This is a genomic window from Pseudoxanthomonas sp. OG2 (genome assembly GCF_014192765.1).
GTDB classification, from domain to species: Bacteria; Pseudomonadota; Gammaproteobacteria; order Xanthomonadales; family Xanthomonadaceae; genus Pseudoxanthomonas_A; species Pseudoxanthomonas_A beigongshangi.
On record NZ_JACHYM010000001.1, the window covers coordinates 2,857,993 to 2,874,328 of the forward strand.

Below are 16,336 nucleotides of genomic sequence, written 5' to 3' on the forward strand. Positions count from 1 at the left end.
AATTTCCGGTGGATTCCCGTGGCCCGGTGACGGCGGCCGCCGCTGCCGGGAAAACGCAGCCTAGGGCGGGAAACCGCCGCGGGCAAGGCGCGGCGCGGCAGCGCGACGGAGAACTGCGGTTAGCGCCGGCGCTTGCGCGGACGCTTGCCGCCGTCGCCGATCAGATCCAGCAGGCCGGTGCGTTGACGTGGCGAGAGGCTGTCGAAACGTTCCAGCAGGCGGCGCTGCTGCTCGCTGAGATCCTTGCCGTAGCCGGCACCGTCCTCGCCGACGTGCGGGTTGGGCTTGTCGATGAAGGCCGGGCCGCGGCCGGTGGCGAGGAATTCGAAACCCATGCCGGTGCGGATGGCCAGGGCGATCATGTTCTCGACCGACGGACAGGTGCCGTCGACCATTTCCCACTGGGCGATCGCGCTGCGGGTCAGGCTCAGTTCGACCGCGAGTTGTTCCTGGGTCAGACCGGCGTGTTCACGGGCCTGTCGGACCCTCAGGTACAGCTTGTTGCTCACGATGTCGGCATGGGAGGACGAAGGGGAAACCGATATAGCCGGTCCTCCATGCAAGTGAGGTCAGTAACACTGGCTCTGGCGGATTGTTAGTGATTCTAACATGGTGAAAATTACGCCACTCACATTAGTTGGCGGCGAAAGATATTCGCCTCACGCTGAGCGGCGGATGCCATCGATGCGCATCCAGTCGTCCTCGCGTTCGGCGCGCAGCGATTCGAACCACGGCGAGTAGCGCTCCAGCAGATCCGCCTCCTGCCCGTGCAGGATGCCCGACAGCGCGATGCGTCCACCCGGCGCGACACGATCGGCCAGGGTTTCGGCCAGTGCGTCGAGTGCCGAGGCCAGGATGTTGGCGACCACGATCGGATAGCGCGCCACCGGCTCGTCTTCCGGCAGGAACACCGACAGGTGATCGCCCACTTCGTTGCGCCCGGCGTTGTCGGTAGTTGCGATCAGCGCCTGTGGATCGTTGTCCACGCCCACCGCCGCCGCCGCGCCCAGCTTCAGCGCGGCCAGCGCGAGGATGCCCGAGCCGCAACCGAAATCCAGCACGGTGCGTCCGGCCAGCTCGCCGTCGCCGGCCAGGCCGTCCAGCCAGCGCAGGCACAGCGCGGTGGTCGGATGGGTGCCGGAACCGAACGCCAGGCCCGGATCCAGCCGCACCACCGCGGCGTCGTCGGTACGCGCTTCCTCGGGCAGTTCGTGGTTCCAGGGCACGATGAAGGTGCGTGCGCCGAATTGCATCGGCTTGAACTGATCCAGCCAGGCGCGTTCCCAGTCCTCGTCCTCGACCGTGCGGAAGGCCGCGTCGGTCCAGTCCAGGCCGGGATCGAAGGCTTCCAGCGCGGCCAGCAGGATCAGCGCATCGGTATCGGCGGGGAACAGCGCGGTCAGCACCAGCGAATGCCACAGCGGGGTCTCGCCGACGCCCGGTTCCAGGATGGCCCGCTCGTTGCCGGTATCGGCGTCGGCGTCCAGCAGGGTCACCGACAGCGCGCCCACGTCCTCCAGGGCATTCTCGTAACGCGGCTGTTCAGATTCGCGGCAGCGCAAGGTGAGCTCGAGATAGGGCATGGAAGGCGTAAAAATGCGGTTCGGGCGCGTATTGTCGCACGCGGCCCGGCAAGGCCTGGCCGCGTTGAAACCCCCCGCGCGGCCACGGATAATCGCGAGATGCCTCGCATGCTCCCCTGGGTACTCGTATGCGCCTGCGTGCTCGGCACGGCGGGTGCATGGTGGTGGGCGCAGGGCGCGCGGAATGCCGCCGCGCCGATCGTGGCGCCGGTCGCCGACGCCAGCGACGAACCGGCACCGGCCGCCCGGCCGGCGCGCCGGATCGAGGAATCCTCGCCGACCGCGCTGGCCTTCGACAGCCGGCGCGAATTCGAAACCACGCCGGATCTGTTCGTGTATGCGCAGCAGCTGGCGCTGCAGGCGCGCGCCGGCGACGCCGATGCCTGGTGGATGCTGAGCCGGGTGCACGACTACTGCGCCGGCTTCGCCAGCAACCCGGCCGGCTATGCCCGCGATACCCGCGCCATCGCGGCGCTGGATGTCTCCAACGCTGCGACCATGGCCGACGCGCGCGAGCGGGTCAGCGCGCGCTGCGCGCGTTTCATGCCCGAGGACGGGCTGTCCTCGCGCAGTGTCCACGAAGCGCGGGTGCAGGCCGCCAAGGCCGGCAGCCTGGCCGCCGAGGCCGCGCTGCTGGCCGATGGCGAACCGATGTCGGAGGACGCCGGCTACCGCAGCGCGCTGGTCGCGCGGGTCACCGCCTCCGGCGACCCGCAGGCCTTCCTGGCGCTGTCGCGGGCGATGGGCCTGGCCGCCAGCGGCACGGAAGCCGAACTCGGTGGCGTGTCCGGTACCTGGCTGTCGGAAGTGGCCTGGCAGATCGCCGCCTGCCGACTGGGGCTGGATTGCCGTCCGCAAGGTAATCTGATGACCGCCTATTGCGCCCACGGCGGCATCTGTTCGCGGGACCCGTCGCAGGATTTCCCCGCATTCGTCGTGGACGCCGGCGTTCCGCGACAAGGTGTCGAGAACTTGAACGAGATGGTCGATAGTCTGCTGTCGGGCAGGAGAGCAATCCAATGAACCACCCATCGAACCGCAACCGGTTTTTGCCAAGGCCCCACATCTGGCTGTGGATGCTGGTGTTCGTCACCTACGCCGCCGCCGCCGCCACCGTGGTGATCAACGCCATGGACACGCCGTACCGCGATCTGCAGCGCACGCCCGCCGGCGTGCGGGCCTCGCAGGAAGATCGCGCGATCGGCGCGGCCCAGATGGTCGCGCTGTACCGCGCGCGCAGCGGCGCGCCGTTCTCGGCGCTGCCGGCCGGCACGACCCTGGAAGTCACCTGGCCGGACGGCTCCAGCGAAACCCTGCGCATCGTCGACCCGCTCTCGCCGACCGGCGTGATGCCGGTGAAGGGCACGCAGCACGAGAAGCGCTGAACCGATACCACGGCGACAGGTCATGCAAAAAGGGCGGCTCCCGCAAGGAAGCCGCCCTTTTTGCATGAACCCCGCGCTGTGGGAGCGACGTCAGTCGCGACCGTGCTATCACTCGATTCGCAGACTCACCGCACCAAACGAAACGGCCGAAGCGTTTCCGCTCCGGGTCGGGTTTCTTCGCGACTTACGTCGCTCCCACAAGACAGTAGAAGGGTGACGTCAGGCCGGCGCGATCAACTCGCCGGCTGGCGTGGTGCCATGAAGGGCATGCAGCACGAAAAGCGCTTAACCCCGCGCTGTGGGAGCGACGTCAGTCGCGACCGTGATATCACCTGGCTCGCAAACCCTCGCCCCAAACGAAACGGCCCGAAGCGTTTCCGCTCCGGGCCGGGTCTCTTCGCGACTTACGTCGCTCCCACAGGGAAGTGGGAAGAGGCTTCGATCACACCAGCGCGATCGACTTGTTCTTGCGTTCGGCCAGGCGCTTTTCCAGGTAGTGGATGTTCTGGCCGCCGGCCTGGAAGCCCTGGTCGCGCATGATCCGCTGCTGCAGCGGGATGTTGGTCTTGATGCCGTCGACCACCATCTCGCTCAGCGCCACCCGCATGCGGGCGATGGCGGTTTCGCGATCCGGGCCATGCACGATCAGCTTGCCGATCATCGAATCGTAGTTCGGCGGCACGCGGTAACCCTCGTAGATGTGGGTGTCCACGCGCACGCCGGGGCCGCCCGGCGGATGGAAGTGCTGGATCAGGCCCGGGTTGGGCATGAAGGTTTCCGGATCCTCGGCGTTGATGCGGCATTCGATGGCATGGCCGCGCAGGACGATGTCCTCCTGCTTGATGGTCAGCTTGCGGCCGGCGGCGATGCGCAGCTGCTCGCAGACCAGATCGATGCCGGTGATGCGTTCGGTGACCGGATGCTCCACCTGGATGCGGGTGTTCATTTCGATGAAGTAGAAGCGGCCGTTCTCGTACAGGAACTCGAACGTGCCGGCGCCGCGATAGCCGATGCGCAGGCAGGCTTCCACGCAGACTTTGCCGATTTCGGCGCGCTGCGCCTCGGTGATGCCGGGCGCGGGCGCTTCCTCCACCACCTTCTGGTGGCGGCGCTGCATCGAGCAGTCGCGCTCGCCCAGGTGGATGGCGTTGCCCTGGCCGTCGGCCAGCACCTGGATTTCCACGTGGCGCGGATTCTCCAGGAACTTCTCCATGTACACCTGATCGTTGCCGAACGCCGCCTTGGCCTCCGACTTGGTGGTGGCGATGGCGTTGCTCAGCGCGGCCTCGGCGTGCACCACGCGCATGCCGCGACCGCCGCCGCCGCCGGCCGCCTTGATGATCACCGGATAGCCGATCTCGCGGGCGATCTTGGTGTTGGCGACGATGTCGTCGCCCAGCGGACCGCCCGAACCGGGCACGCACGGCACGCCGGCGGCCTTCATCGCGCGGATCGCTTCCACTTTGTCGCCCATCAGGCGGATGGTGTCGGCCTTGGGACCGATGAAGATGAAGCCGGACTGCTCCACCCGCTCGGCGAAGTCGGCGTTCTCCGACAGGAAGCCGTAGCCGGGATGGATGGCCTGGGCGTCGGTGACCTCGGCCGCGGCGATGATCGCCGGGATGTTGAGGTAACTCTCCGACGACGGCGCCGGACCGATGCAGACCGACTCGTCGGCCATGGCCACGTGCTTGAGGTTGCGGTCGACCGTGGAATGCACGGCCACCGTGCGGATGCCCAGGGTGTGGCACGCGCGCAGGATGCGCAGCGCGATTTCACCCCGGTTGGCGATGACGACTTTATCGAGCATGGGAAGGCCGGGAATGGGGAATGGAGAATGGGGAATCGTAAAAGGCAGTGCGGTTCATGCGGGCTCCACCTGTGGCTTGCCGATGGCGTTCATGAGGGCGGTGAGCTTGGCGAATATCCGGTCGATGAGTGCTTCCAGTTCCGGCGATGCATCGACAAATCCCAGGCGAACGGCGATTTGCTGTTGCGTATCCAGTTCCGACAACGAACCTCGTGCGATCGAAAGAAACCTCAGATATTCGGCCGTCGAACGGCGGGCGGCACCCTCGGCGATGTTGGAAGGAATGCTGACGGCCGAACGCCGGAGCTGCGCGGTCAGGCCGAAGCGTTCCGAATCGGGAAAGTGGGCGGACAACTGGTAAGCCATTTCCACCAGATCCATCGAGTCCCGCCACACTTCCAGCCGCTCGTGCGGCCGCTTGGACGATTCCCGATTCTCCATTCCCGATTCCCGTTGATCAGCCGATCACGAACAACGGCTGATCGAACTCCACCGGCTGGCCGTTCTCGGCCAGGATGGCCTGGATGGTGCCGGAGACGTCGGCTTCGATCGGGTTGAACATCTTCATCGCCTCGATGATCGCCAGGGTGTCGCCGGCCTTGACGGCCTGGCCGACGCTGACGAACGCCGGCTTGTCCGGCGAGGCCGAGGCGTAGAAGGTGCCGACCATCGGCGCGCGCATCACGTGGCCTTCGGGCAGGTTGCCGCCGGCCTTGGCGGCTCCGCCGGTCGAGGCCTCGGTGGGCGAGCTCATCGGCATCGGCGCGGCCGGGCGGGCCTCGACCGGGGCGTACACCGGGGCCGGCGCGGCGGCGACCAGGCCGCCCTTGGGCACGCGCGCCAGGCGCACGGATTCCTCGCCTTCCTTGATTTCGATTTCGGCGAGGTTCGACTCTTCCAGCAGGTCGATCAGTTTCTTGATTTTGCGGAGATCCATAGGGGCCTCTTGGTTGAGCGGGTTCCCAGGCGGGGAACGAAAAGGAAAAGGTCGGAAAGGGTCAGCCGGACAATCGCGCCAGCGCGGCATCCAGCGCGTAGCGGTAACTGTCGGCGCCGAACCCGCAGACCACGCCGACCGCCAGATCGCTGAAATAGCTGTGGTGGCGGAACGGCTCGCGGCGGTGCGGGTTGGACAGGTGGATTTCGATGAAGGGCAGGGCCACCGCCGCCAGCGCGTCGCGCAGGGCGACCGAGGTGTGGGTGAAGGCGGCCGGATTGATCAGGATGAAGGCGGTACCATCCGTGCGGGCCGCCTGGACCCGGTCCACCAGCAGATGCTCGGCATTGGACTGGAAGCTGGACAGCTCATGGCCCACCGCCTGCGCCTGCGCCAGCAGGGCCGCGTCGATGTCCGCCAGCGTGGCATGGCCGTACACCTCCGGCTCGCGGGTGCCGAGCAGGTTGAGGTTGGGACCATGCAGGACCAGCAGTTTAGCCATGGGCGCTCCGACGGGAGGGCGGCAGTCTGCGCGAAGCCGGCGATCCTGTCCAGATCGCCGAAGTTGTTGGCGTTTTAAACGGATGTTTGAATTTTCGGAGCCCCACGCGCGCAAGGCTTGGTGGATGGACGTTTCGCGCGGGCAGGCCCGCGACAAGGGGGGCCGGAGGCCGGTGGGTCCGTGACGCCAAACAGGCTGCGGACTTCCCGGGACCGGGAGTTTCAGGTGGTGGCGGAGAACCGTGCGTTGACGGCATGTTCGCCGGAGAAGGCGGGGTGGATGCGTCTGGGCCCCTCGGGCCAGCGGGCGCCTATTGAGCTTGGCTGCTGACGTCCGCGACGAAGCGCGCGGCGATGGCGGCGTGGCGCGCGGACAGGCGCTTGATCGCCGTATCGAACCGGGAGCGCCAGCCGCTGCCGCGTTCAAGGAGGTCCGCGACCGATGCCTGCAGCGCATCCACATACTCCTGGTCGAGCATGCATTCGATCACGGTGCCGGCTTATTCGAGGTCTTTGAGCGACTCGACATGGTCGGACGCCGGCCTCACGTAAATCTGACGGGCCCTGCCGTCCAACTAGGCGAAGTACCACGCTTGCCCTTGATGGACTTGGACTGAAAGGAGCCCGACAGGGGGGCCATGCTCCGGTGCAGTTCCGCATGGTGGGTCGCTTCATAGGCTTCGCCGCAGGCGGCCTGGGCGCCTGCCGGGAGTTCGCGATAGAGCGCGGTCATGACGGATAGTCCGAGTTATACAACTAAGGACAGAGACGGTTGTATAACTCAGATTTCAAAGTAGGGCGGGCCAGACAAGCTCGTCCCGGCACACCCCCGGCGCCTCTTGTCTCAAAATCGAACGAGATGATCTTGGAGCGGAGTTCGTCGCCCAGTCTCAAAACGGTCATTCGATTTGCAATGAAATTCATCGATCCGGACCACTTCGCGGCACAGGGCTGCCTGCGCCTGGAGGGATTCCATCCGCGGACCCGGCTGGCGGCGCTCAAGCGGGCACTGGATCTCGAGTTGAAGCGCGTGCACGCGGGACGCGGCGTATCAGCGTCGCTGCGGGCCCTGCCGGTCTTCCAGCAGATCGGCCGGTTGTCCGCGCTGGTGAAGCTGCCGGGCCTGCACGAAACACTGGCGACACCGGATCTGAGGCAGGGGGTCGCGCACCTCGGTGGACGCACGCCGTCCGGCGTCCAGGACACGCAATTGTTGCTGTCGCCCGTGAAGCAGGGGACCTGGACACTGCAAGGCCTGAACTGGCACGTGGATGTGGGGGCGGATGCGGACGGCCCGATCCCCGGCATCCAGGCGTTCTTCCTCATCGATGACGTGACCCCCCACGGGGGAGCGACGCTGGCGCTGGCCGGATCCCATCGGCTCGGCGCCGATGCGATGCCGGCGTTGAGGCGAGTGCTCAGGGCGTCGACGGATCTGGAGCGGGACCTTGCCGGTCTTGGCATCCGGCTCGTGGAAATGTCGGGGCGCGCCGGCGACGTGTTCCTGATGGACCTGCGCACGCTGCACACGCCATCGGTCAACACGACGGCACAGGTACGCATGATGGCGACCACGCGCTACTTCATGGGCGAGTGATGAAATCGTACAGCGCATAGTTATCCCAACAACGATGACAGCGGACGCTGGATGGCGTTCGTGTGGCGAATGGCAATGGATCCACTCGGGGAAGTGTCTGCGTGAGATGTTTGTTTCTCACCGAATGACGGTGGATGGCATATCTCGTCATCTGCATAACATTGAACGCCAAAGCATTGAACGCGTTCGATGGCGAAGGCAAACTCGTCACCGGAGCTCCAAAACTCCTTCGTAACGTAAAGCCATCGAAGAAATTTGGAGTACTACCAATGAGTTCAGAGTCTGCTACGCCCGCTTTGCCCCGCACCGGCTATTTCTTTTCCGAAGCGGCCATCTACGAACTGAAACAACTGCGCAGCCAGCTCAACCTGATGGGCTGCCTCAGCGCCGCCTGCGGTGGCGACGAACACAACGAACCCACCATGGCCATCCACCGCTGGTACGCCAGTTTTGAAAACATGGAACGCCAGGTCGATCGCATCATGAACCAGTCCGAGTGGATCTCGGTCACTCCGGCCCAACCCGGCGATGGCCCCAAGCGGAAGCTGCTGAAACGCAAGCGCGCGATGCGCTGATGTGGGTGTGCGGCATGCCGGGGAAGATGGGCTTTCCCCGCGTGCCGTCATGTGTGCAGCCAGCGGTGATGCGCGCGCCTCGCACATCATCCGCTTCGGTCCGGATTTAAACCCTGCCACCTCTTCGTGCATCGCACTGTCCGGGAATACAACCGAGGACGGATGGATGCGCAAGACGATGATGCTGATGGCTTGTCTGGTGGGCGGTGCGCCTTTACTGGCCCATGCCCAGAACCTGACCACGCTCGATGACGACATGGTCGGGCCGCGCACGCAGATGCTGGTGCTGGGGTCGGTCCACCTGCGCGAGCAGAAGGATTCCAAGGTGGAGGCGCTGGCGCCGCTGCTGGACAAGCTGGCCGCGTTCAAGCCGCAGGTCATCACCATCGAGGCGATTGGCGGTGAGCAGTGCGATCTGGCCGCGCGCCATCCCACCGTATACGGCGAGGACTACTGCCGGAGCACGGACAAGGCCAAGGCGGCCACGGGCCTGGATATTCCCGCCGCGATTGCCGGGGTGAACAAGGCGCTGGCCGCGTGGCCGGCGAATCCGGCGCCCGCGCAGCGCCGGCATCTGGCCGCGCTGTTCCTGGCCGCCAGCGACCCGGCGTCGGCCTACGTGCAATGGCTGCGGCTGCCGGCGGGCGAGCGCCGCGTCGGTGACGGTCTGGACGAGACGCTGGTGCAGGCGTTGCGGGAACTGGAAACGCGCAACAACGAGAGCTTCCAGATCGGCGCGCGGCTGGCGGCCAGGCTGGGGCTGGAGCGTGTGCATCCCATTGACGATCACACCGGCGACAGCCATCAGATCGCGGACACCAAGGCCTTTGGCGAAGCGGTGATGGCGGCATGGAAGACCGATCGCACGAAGCTGGAGCAGGCCATCGCCGAGCAGGACCGCCTGATCAAGGCGCCGGACCTGCTGCCGCTGTATCGCTACATCAACCAGCCCGAGGTGTCGTGGATCTATGCTGAGAACAATCTGCGTGGCCCGTTGGGTGCGCAGTCGCCGCAGCACTATCCGCAGATCTGGGTCAACGGCTGGGAAATCCGCAACCTGCGCATGGTCGCCAATATCCTGGAGACGGTGCGTGATCGGCCGGGGCAGCGCGTGCTCAACATTGTCGGTGCGTCGCACAAACCCTGGTTCGATCAATGGCTGGGGCAGATGCCGGGGGTGAGCATCGTGGATGTGCAGGCGGTGTTGGAGTAGAGGGTGAGTGGGCGGTGGGGGATTTGCGTAGTGCTGGAAGAGAAAAGCAAATCCCCCTCAATCCCCCTTTTGCAAAGGGGGAGGTAAAAGCTCGCGCGACCTGATAGCCCCCTTTGAAAAAGGGGGCGGGCACCCGCGCTAGCGGGTGACGGGGGATTTGCGCGGTGCTGGAAGAAAGAGCAAATCCCCCTCAGTCCCCCTTTTGCAAAGGGGGAGGCAAAAAGCTCGCGTGGTCTTGATAGCCCCCTTGACCCGCCATTCGGCTGTTGAAAGCGGAAAAGGGCCGGGCACCCGCGTAGCGGGTGACGGGGGATTTGCGCGGTGCCGGAAGAAAGAGCAAATCCCCCTCAGTCCCCCTTTTTCGCTTTCAACAGCCGAATGGCTGGTCAAGGGGGAGGCAAAAGCTAATGCTTGCTCGCCCAGCCGGTGATCTCGCCTTCCACGAAGGGCCCGATCTTCTGTTTGAGGATGCGCCCATCCGCGCCCACCAGCACGGTGTAGGGCAGCACGCCCTTGGCGTTGCCGAGCCAGACGCTGCTGTCGGCCGGGCCGGGCGTGTCCAGCAGGATCGGGTACTGCACCGGCACCTTGGCGAGGAAATCGTTCACGCCTTCCAAGGTGTCCAGCGCCAGGCCGATCACCTGCACGCCGTCGGTGCCCTGTTCGCGGGCGAAGCGGTCCAGTTCCGGCATTTCCTTGATGCACGGGCCGCACCAGCTGGCCCATACGTTGATCAGCAGCGGACGGCCGCGATAGCTCGCCAGGTCCACGGTCTTTCCGTCGGGGCCGGGCAGGGCGATCTTCGGCATCGGATCGCCCACCTTGGCGGGGGTCACGCCGGGCGGCGGCGTGGGCGCGGTCGCGTTGACGACGGTCTGCAGCGCCTGCTGTCCCGGTTCGGTGCGCCACAGCCAGCCGCTGTCGAAGGCATGGCTGGCCAGCAGGCCGAGCGCGCCGGCGGCCACCGCCACCCATAGCACGCGCGCGGGAGTGACCTTCATCGCGCGGCCCTCGCCAGTGCGTCCTCGATCATGGACTGGGTCAGCACCGTCGGCAGCACTTCACCTTCGCCGCCGTTGCGCGGATACACCACGTACAGCGGCACGCCGACCGCGCCGTGCTGTTCCAGGTAGGCGGTGATGGTGGCATCGACATTGGTCCAGTCGCCGCGCATCAGCACGCCGTTGGCGTCGGCCAGCGCCTTGCGGAAGGGTTCGCGATCCAGCACGGTCTTCTCGTTGGCCTTGCAGGTCACGCACCAGTCGGCGGTGATGTCGACGAACACCACCTTGCCCTCGGCGCGCAGCGCGGCCAATCGCTCCGGCGAAAAGGCGACGCTGTGCTGCGTCTCGGCGGGCGCGGCACGTTCCGGCGGCGGCAGGCGATGCGCCATCACCAGCGGCACGAGGGCCGAGGCCAGCACCAGCACCGCCAGCACGCGCTGCACCGGCGCGGCGCGCCAGCGCAGGCGTTGCAGCCACCACGCGGCGACCGCCAGCAGCACCAGCCCGACCAGCACCAGCGCGACCGCGTCGATGCCGCGCTGGCGGCCGAGCACCCACAGCAGCCAGACGGCGGTCAGGTACATCGGGAAGGCCAGCGCCTTCTTCAGCGTTTCCATCCACGCGCCCGGGCGCGGCAGGCGGTTGGCCAGCGCCGGCACGAAGCCGATCAGCAGGAACGGCAGCGCCAGGCCGACGCCCAGCATCAGGAATACCAGCAACGCCAGCGGCACCGGCGCGGCGAACGCGAACGCCAGCGCCGCGCCCATGAACGGCGCGGTGCACGGACTGGCCACCACCACCGCGAGCACGCCGGTGAAGAAATCACCGGCCGGACCGTGTCGGCGGGCCAGCCCATCGCCGGCGCCGGCCAGGCCGTAACCCACGGCGAACACGCCCGACAGGCTCAGGCCGACCGCGAACACCACGTACACCAGCACGCCGATCACCAGCGGTTGCTGCAACTGGAAGCCCCAGCCCAGCGCCTGACCGGCCGCGCGCAGCGCGATGGCCGCGCCGCCCACCGCCAGGAAACTCAGCAGCACGCCGGCGGTGTACCAGAGCGCGCGCGCCTTCGGCCGATCGCCGCCGGCCAGCGACAGCGCCTTCAGCGACAGCACTGGCAGCACGCACGGCATCAGGTTGAGGATCAGGCCACCGCCCAGCGCCAGCAGCAGCGCCAGCCACAGGCTGGTCGGCGTGCCGGAGGCGCGACGCAGCGCGTCTTCCGGCGGCCGCGTGCGTGGCACCTCGGTGGTGGTGGCACCGGCGGAAGCGGCCGTGTCGGAGGCGGCGGGTGTTTCGGTAGTGGATGCGTCCGTGCCGGCGGTATCCGCGACCGCCGCGCCATTCGACGGGGGCAGCGCTGCCGGCGCTTCGGAGGCAGCGGCTTCGGCCGGCGGGGTCACCTTGCCGGCCGGAATCGACAGCGCGATCCGGCGGGTCATCGGCGGATAGCAGATGCCGCCGGTCTGGCAGCCCTGGAAGGTCACCCGCAGGGTGGCTTTGGCGGCGTTGGCGTGATCGCGCTTCAGCGGCACCGGGACTTCGGCCTGATCGAAGTAGACGATGACATCGCCGAAGTGTTCGTCGTGATAGGCCTGACCCTTGGGCCAGCGCGGCTTCTGCAGGCCAATGCCGGACGCGCCTTCCAGCGCCATCGAGGTGCGGTCGCGATAGACGTAGTAGCCACGCGCCGGGGTGAAGCGCAGCAGCAACTGGTTGCCATCGAAGGCGATGGCTTCCACCGCGAAGGCGCGATCCTGCGGCAGCGGCGCGGCATCGACCGCGCCCTTGCCGCCACCCAGCAGCGACGAGCCGCCTCCGGTCAACGAACCCAGCGGCACGAAGCCGCCGGCATCGTTCGCCGCCGCCGCGGGCGCGCCGCCGGGCAGGTTCACGGTGAGGTTGCGGACCTGCGGCGGATAGCAGATGCCGGCGTCGGCGCAGCCCTGGTACTTGATCTTGAGGGTGACCGTATCGGCGTCCGCGCCCGCCTGGCCGGGCAGCACCGCGGTCAGGCTGCCGCGATAGGTTTCCACGTCGCCGAAGAACTCGTCGCGGTAGGCCTTGCCCTTGGGCAGTTGCAGCGGCTTGGCGGTGAAACCGCCGGCGCTCACCTCGACCCCGGTGCGATGCCGGTACAGGTAGTAGCCGTCGGCAATCTTCCAGTTGACCTCGATGCGGTCGCGGCTGGGCGCGGTCACGCTGGGGACGAACACTTCGTCGACCGGAGGCAGGTCCTGCGGGCGGATCTGGGCCTGCGCGGCGCAGGCGAAGGACAGCAGGCCCAGGGCCAGCAGGCGGGACAACCACGTCATCGGTCAGGATTCCTCTCGGGGCTCGCTCGTCTCCGCCGTCACCCAGGCCAGGTAGGCGGGCAGGCCGGCGGCGGCTTGGACCGCCAGCAGCTCGGGGAGTTCGTAGGGATGCAGCTCGGCCAGCCGGGCCGCCAGCGCCGGCAGGCGTACGGCGGTGGTCTTGATGATCAGCTGGACCTCGTCGGTGGTCTCCACCGCGTCCCGCCAGCGGTAGACCGAGGTCATCCCGGGCAGGATGTTCACGCATGCCGCCAGCCGCTCTTCCACCAGCGTCCCGGCCAGGCGACGGGCGCTGTCGGCATCGGGGCAGGTGCAGAAGGCGATCAGGACGGACATAGGCAGGCGATTATCGCAGCGTGGGCGCCGGTTCAGGGCGCCGGAAAAGGTTGGAGTCGGGACCGGATCCAGTCGGCCAGTTGGGTCTCGTTCAAATCGCCGGCCGCCAGCGCCATCGTCATCAGATAGCGATCCATCGGCGGAGCGACGAGGTCCTGGCCGTTGAGCCGCAGGAACAGCAACAGGGCAATCAGCGCCGTGCGCTTGTTGCCGTCGACGAAGGGATGGTTGCGCGCGATGCCGTGGGCGTAGGCCGCCACCAGCGCCGCCAGATCCACCCCGTCGCCGTAGGCGAATACCTGCCGCGGACGCGCCAGCGCGCTGCTCAGCAGGTGCGGGTCGCGGACGCCGGACGGGCCGCCGTGTTCGGCCAACTGCTGCAGGTGGGCGGCTTCCATCACCGACTCCAGCAACCAGACCGGTTCGCGCATGGCTACTCGGCCAGCTTGCGCAGGACGTCGCGGTTCTCGCGCATGATCTGCTCGGCCGCATCCATCTGCCGCGCGAACTCGGGATCGAACGGAGTCAGGCGGTAACCGTCCGGCGCCTCGGTCAGATAGAGGGTGTCGCCTTCGGCTACTTTCAGCCGCGACAGCACGTCCCGGGGCAGGACCAGGCCAACGGAATTGCCGATGCGGTTGAGCTTGAGCGTTTTCATGGACGTAATTACAGACGTAATACGGCCGAAGATCAAATTTCGGTTCCGGCCCTTGAAAGGCCCGGCCCGGGCCCCATCTCAGCGCAATCCCGGTTCGCCGGGGTTTGTTTGCCCGCGTTGCTGGCACTCTCGGGTACCGAGTGCTAACATCGCCAACCTTTCCCTGTCCAATCAATCACTTAAAGAGGATTGAAATGAGCAATATCAAGCCGCTGTACGACCGCGTGGTCATCAAGCGTATGGAAGAAGAGAAGCTGTCCGCGGGCGGCATCGTGATTCCGGACTCGGCCACCGAGAAGCCGATCAAGGGTGAAGTCGTCGCCGTCGGCGAAGGCAAGGTCCTGGACAACGGCAACGTGCGCGCCCCGAAGGTGAAGGTCGGCGACAAGGTCCTGTTCGGCAAGTACAGCGGCACCGAAGTGAAGCTGGACGGCACCGACTACCTGGTCGTGAAGGAAGACGACATCTTCGCGATCCTCGGCTGATCGCCGAGGCGGGATTCGGCATTGGAGATTCGGGATTCGGACAAGCGCGACTTCTGCGCTGATCGCATCCCGACCCATTCCGCCTCCCGCCAACCCATCGAATCCCCAATCCCCAATATCGAATCCCGGAGTTAATACCCATGGCTGCAAAGGACATCCGTTTCGGTGAAGACGCTCGTTCGCGCATGGTGCGCGGCGTCAACGTGCTCGCCAACGCCGTCAAGGCCACCCTCGGCCCGAAGGGCCGCAACGTCGTGCTCGAGAAGAGCTTCGGCGCCCCGACCATCACCAAGGACGGCGTTTCCGTCGCCAAGGAAATCGAACTGGCCGACAAGTTCGAGAACATGGGCGCGCAGATGGTCAAGGAAGTCGCTTCCAAGACCTCCGACAACGCTGGTGACGGCACCACCACCGCCACCGTGCTGGCGCAGGCGCTGATCCGCGAAGGTTCCAAGGCGGTCGCCGCCGGCATGAACCCGATGGATCTGAAGCGCGGCATCGACAAGGCCGTGATCGCCGCCGTGGCCGAGCTGAAGAAGATCAGCAAGCCCACCGCCGACGACAAGGCCATCGCCCAGGTCGGCACCATCTCCGCCAACTCCGACGAGTCGATCGGCAACATCATCGCCGACGCGATGAAGAAGGTCGGCAAGGAAGGCGTGATCACCGTCGAGGAAGGCTCGGGCCTGGACAACGAACTGGACGTCGTCGAAGGCATGCAGTTCGACCGCGGCTACCTGTCGCCATACTTCGTCAACAACCAGCAGTCGATGACCGCCGACCTGGATGACCCGTTCATCCTGCTGCACGACAAGAAGATCTCCAACGTGCGTGACCTGCTGCCCGTGCTGGAAGGCGTGGCCAAGGCCGGCAAGCCGCTGCTGATCGTCGCCGAGGAAGTGGAAGGCGAAGCGCTGGCGACCCTGGTCGTCAACACCATCCGCGGCATCGTCAAGGTCGTGGCCGTGAAGGCCCCGGGCTTCGGCGACCGTCGCAAGGCGATGCTGGAAGACATGGCCGTGCTGACCGGCGGCACCGTGATCTCCGAGGAAGTGGGCCTGTCGCTGGAGAAGGCCACCATCAAGGATCTGGGCCGCGCCAAGAAGGTGCAGGTCTCGAAGGAAAACAGCACCATCATCGACGGCGCCGGCGACACCTCCGCCATCGAAGCGCGCATCAAGCAGATCAAGGCGCAGATCGAAGAGACCTCTTCGGACTACGACCGCGAGAAGCTGCAGGAGCGCGTGGCCAAGCTGGCCGGCGGCGTGGCCGTCATCAAGGTCGGTGCCGCCACCGAAGTCGAGATGAAGGAAAAGAAGGCGCGCGTTGAAGACGCCCTGCACGCCACCCGTGCGGCCGTCGAGGAAGGCGTGGTCCCGGGCGGCGGCGTCGCCCTGATCCGTGCCAAGGCCGCCATCGAAGGCCTGAAGGGCATCAACGAAGACCAGACCCACGGCATCCAGATCGCCCTGCGCGCGATGGAAGCCCCGCTGCGCGAAATCGTCACCAACGCCGGCGAAGAGCCCTCCGTGATCGTCAACAAGGTCAAGGACGGTTCGGGCAACTTCGGCTACAACGCCGCCAACGGCGAGTTCGGCGACATGGTCGAATTCGGCATCCTGGATCCGACCAAGGTCACCCGCACCGCGCTGCAGAACGCCGCGTCCATCGCGGGCCTGATGATCACCACCGAAGCGATGGTGGCCGAGGCTCCGAAGAAGGACGAGCCGGCGATGCCGCCGGGCGGTGGCATGGGCGGCATGGGCGGCATGGATTTCTGATCCGGCCCTCCAGGCAAACCCGCAAGACGAAAAACCCCGCCGCAAGGCGGGGTTTTTGTTTGGGCCCGGCAACCTCCTCTCCTGTGGGAGCGACGTCAGTCGCGAGCTTTTGCCATCGGCGCCTCTGCCCTTCCCGAATGATGAACGGAAGGC

The 16,336-nt window shown here is 66.5% G+C and carries 19 protein-coding genes; 7 read left to right on the top strand and 12 right to left on the bottom strand.

The annotated features are described in order from the left end of the window. Nucleotides 1-119 precede the first annotated feature (119 nt). Complete coding sequence (locus FHW78_RS13035) at nucleotides 120-512, bottom strand: helix-turn-helix transcriptional regulator (RefSeq protein ID WP_181444175.1); 393 nt, start codon at nucleotides 510-512, stop codon at nucleotides 120-122. A 147-nt stretch (nucleotides 513-659) separates the two neighbouring features. Next, a complete protein-coding gene (gene prmA / locus FHW78_RS13040) occupies nucleotides 660-1,583 on the bottom strand; it encodes a 50S ribosomal protein L11 methyltransferase (protein ID WP_183640963.1) in 924 nt (307 codons plus the stop codon). Between the two features lie 99 nt (nucleotides 1,584-1,682). Between prmA and FHW78_RS13045 the strand changes: the two genes are divergently transcribed. Together FHW78_RS13045 and FHW78_RS13050 are read left to right on the top strand one after the other, a co-directional pair. After that, nucleotides 1,683-2,606, top strand: coding sequence for a hypothetical protein (locus tag FHW78_RS13045; protein ID WP_183640965.1), 924 nt, complete (start codon nucleotides 1,683-1,685; stop codon nucleotides 2,604-2,606). Continuing rightward, nucleotides 2,603-2,968: a hypothetical protein gene (locus tag FHW78_RS13050; RefSeq protein WP_183640967.1), complete on the top strand. Its 366-nt coding sequence runs from the start codon at nucleotides 2,603-2,605 to the stop codon at nucleotides 2,966-2,968. The genes FHW78_RS13045 and FHW78_RS13050 overlap by 4 nt, the downstream gene beginning before the upstream one ends. 442 nt (nucleotides 2,969-3,410) lie before the next feature. Here the strand turns inward: FHW78_RS13050 and accC are convergent, their stop codons facing one another. The 5 genes from accC to FHW78_RS13075 form a co-directional block, all read right to left on the bottom strand. Beyond that, a complete protein-coding gene (accC, locus tag FHW78_RS13055; RefSeq protein ID WP_183640969.1) occupies nucleotides 3,411-4,778 on the bottom strand; it encodes an acetyl-CoA carboxylase biotin carboxylase subunit in 1,368 nt (455 codons plus the stop codon). A gap of 54 nt (nucleotides 4,779-4,832) precedes the next feature. Beyond that, complete coding sequence (locus FHW78_RS13060; protein ID WP_183640971.1) at nucleotides 4,833-5,219, bottom strand: four helix bundle protein; 387 nt, start codon at nucleotides 5,217-5,219, stop codon at nucleotides 4,833-4,835. Nucleotides 5,220-5,235: 16 nt separating this feature from the next. Next, nucleotides 5,236-5,715, bottom strand: a complete 480-nt coding sequence (gene accB, locus FHW78_RS13065) for an acetyl-CoA carboxylase biotin carboxyl carrier protein (RefSeq protein WP_183640973.1) — start codon at nucleotides 5,713-5,715, stop codon at nucleotides 5,236-5,238. Between the two features lie 61 nt (nucleotides 5,716-5,776). Further along, complete coding sequence (gene aroQ / locus FHW78_RS13070; RefSeq protein ID WP_183640976.1) at nucleotides 5,777-6,217, bottom strand: type II 3-dehydroquinate dehydratase; 441 nt, start codon at nucleotides 6,215-6,217, stop codon at nucleotides 5,777-5,779. 310 nt (nucleotides 6,218-6,527) lie between these two features. Further along, nucleotides 6,528-6,695, bottom strand: a complete 168-nt coding sequence (locus tag FHW78_RS13075; protein ID WP_183640978.1) for a hypothetical protein — start codon at nucleotides 6,693-6,695, stop codon at nucleotides 6,528-6,530. Nucleotides 6,696-7,129: 434 nt separating this feature from the next. On the opposite strand from FHW78_RS13075, the gene FHW78_RS13080 reads away from it, so the two are divergent. The 3 genes from FHW78_RS13080 to FHW78_RS13090 all read left to right on the top strand — a co-directional run bounded on the left by FHW78_RS13080 (nucleotide 7,130) and on the right by FHW78_RS13090 (nucleotide 9,601). Next, nucleotides 7,130-7,813 (top strand): phytanoyl-CoA dioxygenase family protein, encoded by a 684-nt coding sequence (locus FHW78_RS13080; protein ID WP_183640981.1) that lies wholly within the window; start codon nucleotides 7,130-7,132, stop codon nucleotides 7,811-7,813. A 134-nt stretch (nucleotides 7,814-7,947) separates the two neighbouring features. After that, nucleotides 7,948-8,388, top strand: coding sequence for a hypothetical protein (locus tag FHW78_RS13085; RefSeq protein WP_183640983.1), 441 nt, complete (start codon nucleotides 7,948-7,950; stop codon nucleotides 8,386-8,388). Nucleotides 8,389-8,566: 178 nt separating this feature from the next. Beyond that, a complete protein-coding gene (locus FHW78_RS13090; RefSeq protein WP_183641421.1) occupies nucleotides 8,567-9,601 on the top strand; it encodes a DUF5694 domain-containing protein in 1,035 nt (344 codons plus the stop codon). Nucleotides 9,602-10,005: 404 nt separating this feature from the next. Here FHW78_RS13090 and FHW78_RS13095 read toward each other — a convergent pair whose 3' ends face one another. From FHW78_RS13095 to FHW78_RS13115, 5 genes are read right to left on the bottom strand one after another with little or no spacing between them, the layout of a single operon-like run. Further along, nucleotides 10,006-10,602, bottom strand: coding sequence for a TlpA disulfide reductase family protein (locus tag FHW78_RS13095; RefSeq protein WP_183640986.1), 597 nt, complete (start codon nucleotides 10,600-10,602; stop codon nucleotides 10,006-10,008). After that, nucleotides 10,599-12,923: a protein-disulfide reductase DsbD gene (locus FHW78_RS13100; protein WP_183640988.1), complete on the bottom strand. Its 2,325-nt coding sequence runs from the start codon at nucleotides 12,921-12,923 to the stop codon at nucleotides 10,599-10,601. The genes FHW78_RS13095 and FHW78_RS13100 overlap by 4 nt, the downstream gene beginning before the upstream one ends. Before the next feature lie 3 nt (nucleotides 12,924-12,926). After that, nucleotides 12,927-13,259: a divalent-cation tolerance protein CutA gene (gene cutA / locus FHW78_RS13105; RefSeq protein ID WP_183640990.1), complete on the bottom strand. Its 333-nt coding sequence runs from the start codon at nucleotides 13,257-13,259 to the stop codon at nucleotides 12,927-12,929. Nucleotides 13,260-13,291: 32 nt separating this feature from the next. Beyond that, complete coding sequence (locus FHW78_RS13110; RefSeq protein WP_183640993.1) at nucleotides 13,292-13,690, bottom strand: type II toxin-antitoxin system death-on-curing family toxin; 399 nt, start codon at nucleotides 13,688-13,690, stop codon at nucleotides 13,292-13,294. A gap of 2 nt (nucleotides 13,691-13,692) precedes the next feature. After that, the gene (locus tag FHW78_RS13115) at nucleotides 13,693-13,917 is read right to left on the bottom strand and encodes an AbrB/MazE/SpoVT family DNA-binding domain-containing protein (RefSeq protein WP_141454182.1); all 225 of its coding nucleotides are present in this window, start codon (nucleotides 13,915-13,917) and stop codon (nucleotides 13,693-13,695) included. A gap of 194 nt (nucleotides 13,918-14,111) precedes the next feature. On the opposite strand from FHW78_RS13115, the gene groES reads away from it, so the two are divergent. Both groES and groL read left to right on the top strand, forming a co-directional pair. Further along, complete coding sequence (gene groES, locus FHW78_RS13120) at nucleotides 14,112-14,402, top strand: co-chaperone GroES (protein ID WP_183640997.1); 291 nt, start codon at nucleotides 14,112-14,114, stop codon at nucleotides 14,400-14,402. A 140-nt stretch (nucleotides 14,403-14,542) separates the two neighbouring features. After that, nucleotides 14,543-16,183 carry a chaperonin GroEL gene (gene groL, locus FHW78_RS13125; RefSeq protein WP_183641000.1) on the top strand — a complete coding sequence of 547 codons (1,641 nt, stop codon included), beginning with the start codon at nucleotides 14,543-14,545 and terminating at the stop codon, nucleotides 16,181-16,183. The last annotated feature ends 153 nt before the right edge of the window (nucleotides 16,184-16,336 follow it).